Source organism: Nucisporomicrobium flavum, from assembly GCF_016464385.1.
Taxonomy (GTDB): domain Bacteria; phylum Actinomycetota; class Actinomycetes; order Mycobacteriales; family Micromonosporaceae; genus Actinoplanes; species Actinoplanes flavus_A.
Genome location: NZ_JADMLH010000003.1, coordinates 720,603 through 732,593 on the forward strand (window position 1 = coordinate 720,603; position 11,991 = coordinate 732,593).

12 protein-coding genes are annotated in these 11,991 nt (G+C 72.5%); 6 read left to right on the top strand and 6 right to left on the bottom strand.

Going from position 1 to position 11,991, the window contains the following annotated elements; genetic code table 11:
- Positions 1-53 precede the first annotated feature (53 nt).
- The gene (locus IT780_RS11345; RefSeq protein ID WP_307831138.1) at positions 54-980 is read left to right on the top strand and encodes a serine hydrolase; all 927 of its coding nucleotides are present in this window, start codon (positions 54-56) and stop codon (positions 978-980) included.
- 345 nt (positions 981-1,325) lie between these two features.
- Positions 1,326-2,072, top strand: coding sequence for a DUF4352 domain-containing protein (locus IT780_RS11350; RefSeq protein ID WP_199511396.1), 747 nt, complete (start codon positions 1,326-1,328; stop codon positions 2,070-2,072).
- A gap of 101 nt (positions 2,073-2,173) precedes the next feature.
- Here IT780_RS11350 and IT780_RS11355 read toward each other — a convergent pair whose 3' ends face one another.
- The 4 genes from IT780_RS11355 to IT780_RS11370 are packed head-to-tail and all read right to left on the bottom strand — an operon-like array spanning position 2,174 to position 4,875.
- Complete coding sequence (locus tag IT780_RS11355) at positions 2,174-2,764, bottom strand: DedA family protein (protein WP_199511397.1); 591 nt, start codon at positions 2,762-2,764, stop codon at positions 2,174-2,176.
- On the bottom strand, positions 2,761-3,537 hold the full coding sequence (locus IT780_RS11360) for an MBL fold metallo-hydrolase (protein ID WP_199511398.1): 777 nt from the start codon (positions 3,535-3,537) through the stop codon (positions 2,761-2,763). The genes IT780_RS11355 and IT780_RS11360 overlap by 4 nt, the downstream gene beginning before the upstream one ends.
- Complete coding sequence (locus IT780_RS11365) at positions 3,534-4,040, bottom strand: DUF1990 domain-containing protein (protein ID WP_199511399.1); 507 nt, start codon at positions 4,038-4,040, stop codon at positions 3,534-3,536. Before IT780_RS11365 ends, IT780_RS11360 begins: the two co-directional genes overlap by 4 nt.
- A 22-nt stretch (positions 4,041-4,062) precedes the next feature.
- The gene (locus IT780_RS11370) at positions 4,063-4,875 is read right to left on the bottom strand and encodes a YndJ family protein (RefSeq protein ID WP_199511400.1); all 813 of its coding nucleotides are present in this window, start codon (positions 4,873-4,875) and stop codon (positions 4,063-4,065) included.
- 163 nt (positions 4,876-5,038) lie between these two features.
- Here IT780_RS11370 and IT780_RS11375 point away from each other — a divergent pair, with 163 nt between their 5' ends.
- Genes IT780_RS11375 through IT780_RS11390 form a run of 4 tightly spaced genes read left to right on the top strand, consistent with a single transcriptional unit; the run spans position 5,039 to position 9,389 of the window.
- On the top strand, positions 5,039-6,001 hold the full coding sequence (locus IT780_RS11375; RefSeq protein WP_199511510.1) for a diacylglycerol/lipid kinase family protein: 963 nt from the start codon (positions 5,039-5,041) through the stop codon (positions 5,999-6,001).
- Entirely contained in the window at positions 5,998-6,990 is a 993-nt protein-coding gene (locus IT780_RS11380; protein WP_199511401.1) for a YihY/virulence factor BrkB family protein, read from the top strand. Before IT780_RS11375 ends, IT780_RS11380 begins: the two co-directional genes overlap by 4 nt.
- A 40-nt stretch (positions 6,991-7,030) precedes the next feature.
- Positions 7,031-8,617 (top strand): phosphatase PAP2 family protein, encoded by a 1,587-nt coding sequence (locus IT780_RS11385; protein WP_199511402.1) that lies wholly within the window; start codon positions 7,031-7,033, stop codon positions 8,615-8,617.
- Positions 8,607-9,389: an endonuclease/exonuclease/phosphatase family protein gene (locus tag IT780_RS11390; RefSeq protein WP_307831139.1), complete on the top strand. Its 783-nt coding sequence runs from the start codon at positions 8,607-8,609 to the stop codon at positions 9,387-9,389. Before IT780_RS11385 ends, IT780_RS11390 begins: the two co-directional genes overlap by 11 nt.
- A 135-nt stretch (positions 9,390-9,524) precedes the next feature.
- Here IT780_RS11390 and IT780_RS11395 read toward each other — a convergent pair whose 3' ends face one another.
- Together IT780_RS11395 and IT780_RS11400 are read right to left on the bottom strand one after the other, a co-directional pair.
- A complete protein-coding gene (locus IT780_RS11395; protein ID WP_199511404.1) occupies positions 9,525-10,319 on the bottom strand; it encodes an alpha/beta fold hydrolase in 795 nt (264 codons plus the stop codon).
- Between the two features lie 27 nt (positions 10,320-10,346).
- A complete protein-coding gene (locus IT780_RS11400) occupies positions 10,347-11,930 on the bottom strand; it encodes a GGDEF domain-containing protein (protein WP_199511405.1) in 1,584 nt (527 codons plus the stop codon).
- Positions 11,931-11,991 lie beyond the last annotated feature (61 nt).

Sequence of the window (11,991 nt, forward strand, 5' to 3'; positions counted from 1 at the left end):
TGCCCAGGGTGGACGGGTTTGGGATCACGGGCGAAGCACGGCACTATGCATGGGTGCGACGTACCCGGCTTCTGATCTTCGCATTGGCGGCGATGGTCATCGTGGGCGGTGGCGCCCTCATCGGCTTCGGGATGAAGGACGACAGCGGCGGCGGTGGCGGCGGCCTCCTGCCCAGCTCGCTCACGTTCGGCGACGACCCGAAGCCGACCGCGTCCCCCACCCCGACGGGCCCCAGCCCCGAGGAGCTCGCGGCGGCCGAGCGCGCCGCCCGGGCCCGCAAACTCGACGCGGCGCTGAAGAAGTACGCCGCCTCCGCCCCCGAGTTCTCGGTTGCGGTCCTCGACAAGAAAACCGGCCAGCAGTATTCGTACCGCGGCAAGGAACGGTACGACACCGCCAGCATCGTGAAGGCCCAGATCCTCGCGTGCATGCTGCTGCAGGCCCAGGACGCCGGCCGCAAGCCCACGTCCGGCGAGATGAGCCTGGCGAAGCCGATGATCCGGCTCAGCGACAACAACGCGACGACCTCGCTCTTCCAGCACCTCGGCGGCCGCAGCGCGGTGAGCAGGTGCAACGCGCGCATCGGGCTCACCCGTACGGTCGTCAACACCGCCTGGGGCCTGACGAAGACGACGGTCAACGACCAGCTGAAGCTGCTGTCGGCGCTGGTCGACAAGGACGGGCCGCTGAACGCGCAGTCGCGCAGGACGGCGTTCACGCTGATGAGCACGGTCGACGAGACCCAGGACTGGGGCATCCCGTCGGTGGCGAAGGCGGGTGAGACGGCCACGGTGAAGAACGGCTGGGACACCCGTACGGCGGACGGCGGGCTGTGGGCGATCAACACCATCGGCCGGGTGACCTCGGACGACACGGACGTGTCGATCGCGGTGCTGTCGCACAACAACCAGTCGATGCCGGCAGGGATCAAGCTGGTCGAGAAGGTCGCCAAGCTGACGAGGCAATACCTCAAATACTGACCCGACGAAGCGATGTACCTACGAATTAACCGTCGGCAGGTTCGCGTTTTTCTTCGCTCTTTCGAGTGGTCCGGAAAGATTGACGACGCCATCCGTCGGCCGGGCGGTACGACGGCGTGCAGGCTCATTCGGGTCATGTCGCCCGCTCACCGGGTCGACCGATACACCCGACCGGACAGTCCTGTCTCGACTTCCGTATCGACCCGTGCGTTGACCATCCATTCTGCTGGCGTGCCTGGCGCTGCATCCGCGTCGCTACCCCGAGAGTGATCAGGCGGCCGGGCTTCTTGGACTGGGGCCCGGTCGCATCACCAGTCCTCTCCCGGTCCAGCACGGAGCTCCCATATGTCTTATCAGCCGCCGGACCCTTATCAACCACAGCAACCGCCGGTTCCGCAGGGCTACGGTCCTCCGCCGCCCGGATATCCGCCTCAGCCGGGGCAGGCGCCGTATGGCCCTCCGCCGACGAAGAAGAGCAACAAAAAGCTGATCTTCGGAATCATCGGTGGCGTTCTGGTTCTGTGCTGTGGCGGCGGTGCGATCGTCGCGATTGCCGGGGACGACGACAAGACCGGCGCCTCAGCGACAACGGCGCCCGTCGCGAAGGATGCCACGACCAAGGCGGACGCCCAGGCCGCGACCAAAGCTCCGGCAGTGAAGCCGACGACGGAACCCGTCGCGACCCGAGAGTCCGGGCCCGGCATGGGCGATCCCGTCCGTGACGGCAAGTTCGAGTTCACCGTGACGAAGCTCGACTGCTCGAAGTCCAAGGTCGGGTCGGAATATCTGAACGAAAAGGCTCAGGGCAAGTTCTGCATCATCTCTGTCACGGTGAAGAACATCGGCAAGGAAGCTCAGATCTTCGACGGATCGTCGCAGAAGGCGTACGACGGCGGAGGCACGGAATTCTCGAACGACACCAGCGCCGAAATCTACGCCAACGAGGGAAGTCCCACCTTCCTGCAGGAGATCAATCCTGGAAACCAGGTGAAGGGCAGACTCATCTTCGACGTGCCGAAATCGACGAAGCTGACCGCAATCGAGCTCCATGACTCGATGTTCTCCGGCGGGGTGAAGGTGTCCTTGTCCTGACGCTCGACTGACTGCGGGTTGTTGTGGCAGTGCGGCGGGGAACGGCCGTACTGCCTCGGCATCATTGATGGTGGGGCAGAAGTGCTCCGAGTGCTGAGCCGCTAGGCCGTTTCGGCGGCGTCGCGGGCCTCGGAGCGGGCTGCGCGGCGCTTGTTCACCATGCTCACCACCTGCGTGACGATCACGACCAGCACCACCGCCGCGATCACGCCCTGCCATGGCTCCGGGAAGATCGAGCCGCCCACCACCCCGATGGCCGCGTACACCGCCGACCACAACGCGCAGGCCGGCAGGTTGGCCACCACGAACGTGCGCCAGCTCAGCCCCAGGAAGGCCGCCGCGAGCAGGACCGGTACGCGGCCGCCGGGCAGGAGCCGGGAGACCAGCAGGACCGGGATCTGGCTGTGCTGCAGGCGTTCCTTCACCGACGCGAGGTGTTCCTCGTCGCGGAGCCAGCGCAGGCGGCGGGCGAGTTGTTCGCCGCCCGCGCGGCACATGGCGTACATGACGAGGTCTCCCGCGTAGGCGCCCGCCGCGCCCGCCGCGATGACCAGGACGATGAGGAGCGGGTGGTCGTGGAAGGCCAGGGCCGCCGCGCCGCTGACCGCGGCGCCGGTCGGGACGACCGGGACGATCGCGCCGAACGCCACGACGGTGAAGAGCCAGGCCAGGGCGCCGAGTTCGGAGATCACGCGGCCGGCTCGATCGTCAGGGTCTCGCCGTGGGCCAGGACCCGGACCTCGGCGTCCGGCGCGGCCATGGCGGCGTGGCGGGCGAACTCGGTGCCCGGTTCGGCGAACATGTGCGGGCGCAGGCGGGACATGCCGACCGGCCAGAACGTGCCGTAGTGCACCGGCACCGCCCAGGAGGCCTTGACCCGGCGCAGCGCCTCGGCGCCGCCCTCCGCGTCCAGGTGGCCGTGCGCGTGCAGGGTGGGGCCCCAGCCGCCGACCGGGATCAGCGCGAGGTCGAGCGGGCCGAGCTCGGCCATCCCGTCGAACAGGCCGGTGTCGCCGCCGTACCAGGTGCGGGTGGTGCCCTCGACGACGAAGCCCATCGCGACCGCGCGCAGCCGCGACCACGGGCCCCGGCCGCCGTCGTGGGTGGCCGGTACGGCCCGGACCGTCACGTCGCCGATCCTCGTCTCCTCGCCGGGCACCAGCTCGACGCAGCGGTCGCCGTACGCCTTGCCGAGGCCCTTCGCCACGAACTCGGCCGCACCGCGCGGGACGACGAGCAGCGGCTCACCGGGCAGCGCCTTGAGCGACGGCAGATGGAAGTGGTCGGCGTGCAGGTGCGACAGCAGCACCGCGTCGGGCGGCCCGGGCAGCGCGGGTGCCGGCCCGGCCATCCGGCGCAGGTGGGCCAGCCGGCCGGTGAGCAGCGGGTCGGTGAGCAGCGAGACGCCGGAGTCGGTCAGCCACATGGTGCTGTGCCCCCACCATGTGACGCTCGTGTCGCTCACGGATCCACCGTACGGGACCGGGCACACACCCGGCGCAGGGCTCGGGCGCAGAGCCGCGCGTACAGGTGCTGGGCGAGGACCGCGACCGGGCCGCCCAGCCGCATCAGCGGTCGCGCGGGCCGGCTGAACGCGGTGACCGAGAACCACACCCCGCCGTCGGCGTCGCGTTCGACCGTGAACGCCTCCTCGCCGGTGGCCTGGTGGCCGGGGAGCGTGCCGTACCCGAAGCCGGCCCGGTCCGGGTCCTCGACGGCCCACACGACCTCGCAGGGCACGGTCACCGGGCCGAGGCCGACCTTGACCCGTACGCCCGGGGCGGCGCGCAGCGCATCGCTGGTGACCCGCGCACCGGTGCCGCGGTGCATGCGGAACGTCAGAATGGCCTCCGCCGCGCAGTCGAAGACGCCCCATCCCAGGTACGTGCGGTAGTGCAGGTGCCGGTACCCGGGCGGCAGCGGGTCGTGCCGCGTCGCGCCGACCTCGGCGTACGTGTAGCCCGTCATCGATTTCCCTTTCCCTGTGTTCTCACAATGCCCCGGCGCGGCGCCAGCCGACCATGCCGCAGAGGGCGAATCCGAGGGCGTTCGCCACACCGTGGGTCGCGGCCATCCAGGCCAGCGACGGGTGCGGCAGGCCGGTGGCCTCGCCGAGCGCCCAGCTCACCGCGAGCACCATCGACGCGGCCAGCACCAGCGCCGAGCCGCCGAGCAGGACGGTGGTGAGCCGGTCGGCGACCGTGGTGCGGGCGTACCGCCAGGTCAGCCAGCCGACGATCCACATGCCGGCGGTCAGCACGAGCGCGCCGGCCAGCTCCACCCACTCGGCGGTGAAGTAGCCGAGCAGGACCAGCAGCGTGCCGGCGGGCACGGTCAGCGCCGCCACGTCGGCCGCGCGGCCCGGCACGGTCCGGGTGAGCAGGCCCGCGATCAGCGCGGCGGCGAACCCGGCGAAGTGGAAGTGCGCCACCGTCAGCGCGAGCACCCCCAGGTCGAAGCCGAACAGGTGGTAGCCGCTGCGCTCGGCGACCAGCGCGCTCGCGGCGACGGCCGGACCGGCCAGGGCGGTCAGCACCGCGGCCTCGGCGGGCCACTCGCGGCGGGGGCGGGCCGGTCTGCTCATCGCGTACGCGCACAGCACGGCGGCCGCGATCGCGTAGACCGTGGCCAGTCCCGTGGCGACCGTCCCGCGCGGCAGCCACAGGCTCAGCGCACCGGCGGCCGCCCCGACCGGCCAGACCCGCCGGGCCACGGCGGCGGCGGGGTCGGCGAGCAGCCGCAGGCCGGCCGGCACGACGACGAGCATGCCCACCGCGACGAGCAGGTTGATCAGCACGCGCATGGCTCCTCCAGATCCTCGCTCCATCGCACTTGAACGTGTTCAACTTCGGCTCCCACTGTAACCCGTCCGTGCCCGGGTCGCCGTCGCGCGGTCCGTCCGGCACACTGTCGCCGTGACCGGACCCCGCTCAGCTGTCGTCGTGAACCCCGTCAAGGTCCCGGACATGGACCTGCTGCGTCGCACCATCGGCGAAGGGCTGGCCCGGGCCGGCTGGCCGGAGCCGATGTGGCTGGAGACCACCCCGGAGGACTCGGGCAAGGGTCAGGCCGAGAAGGCGATCGAGGACGGGGCCGAGCTGGTCTTCGTCTCCGGCGGCGACGGCACGGTCATGGCCGTCGTGGGCGCCCTCGCCGGCACGGACGTCGCCCTCGCGGTGCTGCCCGCCGGCACCGGCAACCTGCTCGCGGCGAACCTCGGCCTCAGCGCCGATCCGGCGGTCGGCGTGCAGGTCGCCCTGGACGGCGGCCGCCGCCGCATCGACGTCGGCATGGTCGGCCCTTCCAACCACCCCACCGCCACCCACAATCGGACTAAAGGCAACCAGTGCTTCGCCGTCATGGCCGGGATGGGCTTCGACGCGCAGATGCTCGAGGGCACCTCCGAGACGGCGAAGAAGCACATCGGCTGGGTCGCGTACGTGGGCGGCGCCCTCAAGCACCTGCGGGACCGGCCGATGCCCGTACGCATCTCACTGGACGGCAAACCTCCGCTGCGGCGCCGGGTGCGCACGGTCATCGTCGGCAACGTCGGGCGGCTGCAGGGCGGCGTACGGCTGCTCAGCGAGGCCGACCCGGCCGACGGCAAGCTGGACGTCGCGATCCTGAGCCCCAACAACCTCGCCCACTGGGCGGCGCTGGGCTGGGCCGTGATGCGCCGGCGCGACCGGGTGCCGCGGATGGAGACGTACACCGCCGAGCGCATCGAGATCCGCAGCAACCGTCCGCAGCCGCGGCAGCTCGACGGCGACCTCATCGATCCGGGCAAGAGCATGACCATCGGGGTACGGCACCGCGCGCTGCTGCTGTGCGTGCCGCAACCGGACAGCGACCCCGACCTCGCGTACGACAGCAGCGCCGCCGAGAAGGCCGCCGAGGAGGTACGCGCCGCGGCCGAGGACGCCAAGTGAGCAGCACCTCGCCCGTACCCGAGACCAAGATGATGCCGGGGGACGAGCTCTCGGCGGACGACGCGTTCCTCGCTCTGCGGCACTACGGCCGGTGGCATCTGCTGCGGGACGCGTTCGTGCGGTTCCGGTACGGCGACGGCTTCAGCCACTCCCGCGCGCTCGCCCTGCAGCTGTGCCTCGCGATCGTGCCGTTCATGATCGCGCTGTCCGGCCTCGCCACCGACCTGGGCGTCGAGGAGGGCGGCCAGGTGGTCGCCGACACGGTCCTCGCGCTCACCCCCGGCGCCAGCGAGCCGCTGGTCCGCGACCTGCTGCAGGACGACGAGCGCACCGAGGACGCCGGCGAGCTCGCCCTGGCGCTGGGCCTGCTCACCGGCCTCGTGGCGCTGACCACCGCGATGGCGCAGATCGAACGCGGCGCCAACCGCATCTACGGCGTGGAACGCGACCGCAGCGCCCTCGCGAAGTACACCCGCGCGGCAGTGCTCGCCGTCGTCGCCGGGCTGCCCGCGCTCTTCGGCTTCCTGCTGCTCGTGGCCGGGCACGCCACCGGCGACTCGATCGCGCGACAATCCGGCTGGGGCGACGGGGTCCACCGCGCCTGGGACATCGTCCGGTGGCCGCTGAGCCTCGCGCTCATCGTCTTCGCGGTCGGCCTGCTGTTCCGGCACTCGCCGCGCCGGCGCCAGCCCGGCCTCACCTGGCTGCTGTTCGGCGCCGCCCTGTCGACCGTGCTGTGGTGGGTGGCCAGCCTGCTGCTCGCCGGGTACGTGCTGATCAGCGACGGTTTCGGGGCTACGTACGGTCCGCTCACCGCGATGATGGCGCTGCTGCTGTGGGCCAACCTCACCGGCATCGCGCTCTTCCTCGGCCTGGCCTTCGCCGCCCAGCTGGAGGCGCAGCGGGTCGGCGTCACCCGTCCGGCGCTGCGGGACCGCTGGGAGCCGGGCTCCGACGAGGCCGGTGTGGCGAAACAGCCGACGGGGTAAAAGCGGCGCACCCGCCCCCGCGACCCCAGGAGCTCCGACCATGGTCACCGAGCAGCAGGAGAGGCCGGCTCCCACCGAGCCGGTGCGTTGGAAACCGCTGACGCACTTCGCCGAGCGCAGCATCCTCGGCCTGCTCGCCGTGGTGGCGCTGGGCCTGGGATTCGGCGTCCTGCTGCTGCTCGTCCGCTTCCACTGGGGACCCCTCGAGCGCATCGACAGCGGCGTCGCCGAGGGACTCAACCGGCTCGTGTCCCCGCACCCGCCCGCGGTCAAGGCGCTGGAGGCGGTCGCCCGCCTCGGCGGCCGGCCGATCATGTTCTGGCTGGTCACCATCGCCGTGGTAGCGATGCTCATCCGGCGGCGGTTCCGGCTCGCGGCGTACCTGGTGGTCACCGGCGTGGGGGCGCTGCTGCTGGACCCGTCGCTCAAGGCGCTGGTAGCCCGGGTCCGACCGGTCGTCGACGTCCCGGTCACCCACGCGCCGGGCAACAGCTTCCCGAGCGGGCACGCCCTCGGCTCGATGATCGTGTACGGGGCCCTGCTGCTCGTCTTCCTCCCTGCCGTCTCGGAGCGCCACCGCAAGTGGTTCATCGCCGTGATCGCGGTGGTCGTCGCGGCGATCGGGCTGACCCGCATCGGGCTGGGCGTGCACTACGTGTCCGACGTGCTGGCCGGCTGGCTGCTCGGCGCGGCGTGGCTGGGCGTCACCGCGTACGCCTTCCGCCTCTGGCGCCGCGAGACCGGCCGCCCGGTGGCGCCGATCGAGGACGGCCTGGAGCCGGAGGCCGCGGGCGACGTGCGGCCCGGCGACCCCGCGGAGCGCCTGCTGCCGCACCCGTGGGCCGGCGCGATGGAGATCATCGTCGGCTGGGTTCTCGTGTTCGGCGTGCTGTACGTGCTGGGCTGGGCGCTGACGAACCACACCGCGGGCACCTGGATCCAGCACGTGGACGACGGCGTGCCGCGCTGGCTGCAGACGTTCCGCACCCCCACCTGGGACGACGTCAGCTACGCCTGGAGCAAGGCCGGCGACACCCACGCCATCCTCATCGTCTCGCTGGTGTTCTGCCCGATCGTGCTCGCGATCTGGCGGCAGTGGCGGATGGTCCTGTACGTGGTGCTGGCGATGTTCGGCGAGCTCACCCTCTTCCTGTGCACGGCCGCCGCCGTGGGCCGCCCCCGCCCGCCGGTCGAGCACCTCGACGGCAAACTGCCCACGTCGTCGTTCCCGTCCGGGCACATCGCCGCGACCATGTGCCTGTACGTGGCCATCGCGGTGCTGCTCGTGCCGCGGCTGCGGGCGTACTGGTGGCGGTGGATCTTCGTGGGGCTCGCGGTCGTCATGCCGCTGGGCGTGGCGGTGTCGCGGATGTACCGCGGCATGCACCACCCGAGCGACATGCTGGGCGCGGCGCTGCTGACCGCCGGCTGGCTCACGGTCCTGTACTTCTCGATCCGCCCCAACGCGACCCTCACCCGGGACGCCGGCGGCCGGGACGCGGCCCGGCCCGACGCGGCCGTCGCGGTCGCCCGGGATGCGGCCCGGCCCGAGGCGGGCGTCGCCGATGCGGGCCGGTCCGACGCGGACGGCGAGCGGCCGAAGGCGGACGCCGGCCGTGACGCTTAGCCTGCTCACCTGGAACGTCAAGACCGGCGGCAGCGGCGGCCGGCTCGACGGCATCGTGGCGCTGCTGACCCGGGAGCGCCCCGACATCGTCGCGCTGCAGGAGCTGCGGGACTTCCAGCGGCACGACAGGCGGCGCATGCGGGAGGTCGCCGACGCGCTGGGCATGGCCGGGTTCCTGGCCCCCTCGGTCTTCGGCCAGCCCGTCGGGGTGCTGGTCCGGCCGCCGCTGACGATCGCGGGCCGGTCGGCCGTACGCTGGCGCCTGCACCACGCCGCCGCGGCCGTCACCGTGCCCACCGCCGCGGGCCCGCTCACCGTGGTCAGCACGCACCTCAACCCGTTCCGGCCGTACCGGCGGCTGCGCGAGGCCCGCTGGCTGGCGCACCGCTACCGCGGCCCGCTGACCGTCATCACCGGCGACCTGAACTCGCTGGACCCGCACACCGCCCACACCGAGCGGCTGGCCCGGTTGCCCGAGCTCTACCGCCGCCGCCACCTCGGCGCGGACGGCCGGCCGGACACACGGGCGATCGCTTCCTTCGCCGAGGCCGGCTTCGTCGACCTGTGGCGCTCGGCCGGGACGGGGGACGGCCTCACCGTGCCCACCACGCGCGGCGGGGGACACGAGTTCTCCAACGCCGGCATGCGCCTGGACTACCTGCTCGCGCGACCCGAGCTCGCGGCCCGCGCGCGCACCGCCCGCGTCGTCCGCGGCGACGAGGCCGAATGGGCGTCCGACCACTATCCGCTGCGGGTGGAACTCGACCTCTAAAGCACCACGTTGACCAGCACGGTCAGCAGGACCGAGAGCGCCACCGACAGGACGATCATGATGAGGCAGCCGGGCAGGCCGCCGAAGAACCGGACTTCAGTGTTTCCGATGCGCATGCGGGCCCGCGTACCCGTTTCATCGCGGCGCATTCGCCGGGGCGGCCAGATGCGCGGCGATGGCGTCGGCGGCCGCCGGCCCGGCCGTGGTCAGCGCGTTGTGCGCCGCCCCCGGCAGGGTCACCGAGACGCCCCCGGTGAGCTGGGCGACCCGGGTACGCCACGGCAGCGGTGCAACCGTGTCGCGGTCGCCGCCCAGCACGAGCGTCGGTGCGGTGACCCGGCGCAGATCATCCTCCACGCGGTTGCGCACGGAATGCCCGATCGTCGACCAGACCCGCCACGGGCGCGCGTCGTACACGTCCCGGCCCAGGATCACGGCCTGCCGCTTGACCTCGCCCGGCAGGTCGGCGAACCACCGGCCGACGAGTCCGCGCCGCGTACGCGCCGCCGGGTCGGCCGTCGGGCTTGCCAGCACCAGCGCGGCGACCACGTCCGGGCGCCGACGGGCGAGCGCGGCGGCGACCTCGGCGCCGAACGAGTGCCCCAGCACGGCCACGCGGTTCAGCCCGTGCGCGTCCAGCCAGGCCGAGACGAACGCGGCGTGCTCCTCGACGTCGTACGCCCGCCCCGGCCTGTCGCTCAGCCCGAAGCCCGGCAGGTCGGGCAGGAGCACGGGGTGCCGGTCGGCCAGCGCGTCGGCGGTGGGCATCAGGTAGCGGTGCGACACCGCCAGCCCGTGCAGCATCACGACGGGCAGGGCGTCCACCGGCCGGGCCCGGACCCGCTCGTGCGTACGGACGCCGGCCACGGTCGACCAGCGGCTGATCCAGCCTCGGTACGGGCGGGGAGCGGAGAGAGCCAGACGGAGCATGCCTCCTGGTACCCGCCCGGGGGCGGCTCAGACGTCGCGGACGACCCTGTCCCGGCCCTCGCGCTTGGCCACGTACAGATTGCGGTCCGCCAGCGACAGCACCGACGACGGGGTGCCCCGGCCGTCGTCGGAGGTGGTCACGCCGATGCTGGCGGTCACCGGCAGCGTGCCGGTGATCGGCCCCCAGGCGTACGCGCGGATCCGCAGCCGGAGCCGCTCGCAGCGCTCGGCCGCCTCCTCCAGGCCTATCCCCGGCATGATCAACAGGAATTCCTCGCCGCCCATCCGCGCGGCGATCATCGGCCCGGTCGCCGCCTCCAGCAGCAGCTCGGCGACGTGCTGCAGCACCGTGTCGCCGGTGCTGTGCGACAGCGTGTCGTTGATCCGCTTGAAGTGGTCCAGGTCGAGGATCGCCAGCGACATCGGCGTACGCCGCACCACCGCCTCACCCAGCAGCGCGGGCAGCCGCTCGTTGACGTACCGCCGGTTGTAGAGGCCGGTCAGCGCGTCGCGGTGGGCCATCTCCCGGAAGTGCTCGCTGGCCCGGCGCGCCTCGGTCGCCTCGAACACCGCCTGCAGCGCCCGTGCCCGCGCCTCGCGCTGCGCCGAGTGCAACGCCGCCGTCGCCCGGTGGAACGCGCGGTGCTCCTCGTACGCGTGCTCGAACCGGCCCGTGGCGGCGTACAGCGCGGCCTGCTCCTCGCGGGCCTGGGCGCGTACCCGATCCAGGCCTCGCTCCTCGGCCATCAGGACCGCCCGGTCGAGAGCCTCCTGCGCCGCCTCCGGGCGGCCGTCCAGCCGGCGCGCCTCCGCGAGCGTGAGCAGGCAGACGGCCGGCGTGTCGCCCTCGTTGGCCTCGATCTTCGACTGGCCGCCGTCGAGCATGACGTGCAGCGTCTCCTCGACGGCGTCGTAGCGGCCGCTCATCATCTCGATCCGGGCGATGGTGTCCAGCTCCATCGCGCTGAAGGTGCGCGGGCTGCGCGTCTGCACCTCCCGCATCTGCGCGACCAGGGCCCGGGCGCCGGCCTCGTCGTCGTTCTCGAACGCCGTGTACGCCATGTTGTTGAGGATGTTCAGGCTCAGCTCGACGTCGCCGACCTCGGTCGCGATGGCCAGCGCCTCGCGGAACCGCCGGTCGCCCTCCGCGATCGACCCGCTCTCGTCCAGCGCCACCGCCAGCGTCATGAGATGCCGGGCGCGGATGGTCAGCGGCTCGTCGTCGGTCAGGTGCGAATAGCACTGCACCGCGTGGGTGAGCCCCTCGGCCAGGTCGCCGACCTGCCGGTAGAAGATCGACAGCACCCGGTGCGCCCGCGCCAGCAGGAACGGATCTTCGCGCTCCTGGGCCCAGGCGAGCACCTGATGCGCCCAGCGGCCGCCGCGCTCGGACCGGCCCTCCCGGACCAGCACGTGGGCGCGCAGCAGCCGGGCCCGCATGGCGACATCCTCCAGGCCCAGCGCCTCGGCCCGCCGCTCGACGGTGGCCGCGGGCACGGCGGTCGACCGGTACCTCGACTGCGGGCGCGCCTCGAGCTCCACCAGGGTGGCCTCGAGCTGGGCGCGCTCGTCCGCGACCACGACCGTCGCGGGTGCCGCCTCCGTCGTCACAGGACCGCCTTCCCCGTCGGGTCCTCGGGTGAGGTCCTCGGCATCCCTCTCCGATCGGACG

What these genes read in the sequence shown, in the direction of transcription:
- IT780_RS11370 (WP_199511400.1), bottom strand. Translation starts at nt 4,875, where the DNA reads ATGCGCGTGCTGATCAACCTGCTCGTCGCGGTGGGCATGCTCGTCGTC.
- IT780_RS11395 (WP_199511404.1), bottom strand. Translation starts at nt 10,319, where the DNA reads ATGCTCCGTCTGGCTCTCTCCGCTCCCCGCCCGTACCGAGGCTGGATC.
- IT780_RS11350 (WP_199511396.1), top strand. Translation starts at nt 1,326, where the DNA reads ATGTCTTATCAGCCGCCGGACCCTTATCAACCACAGCAACCGCCGGTT.
- IT780_RS11375 (WP_199511510.1), top strand. Translation starts at nt 5,039, where the DNA reads ATGGACCTGCTGCGTCGCACCATCGGCGAAGGGCTGGCCCGGGCCGGC.
- IT780_RS11365 (WP_199511399.1), bottom strand. Translation starts at nt 4,040, where the DNA reads ATGACGGGCTACACGTACGCCGAGGTCGGCGCGACGCGGCACGACCCG.
- IT780_RS11385 (WP_199511402.1), top strand. Translation starts at nt 7,031, where the DNA reads ATGGTCACCGAGCAGCAGGAGAGGCCGGCTCCCACCGAGCCGGTGCGT.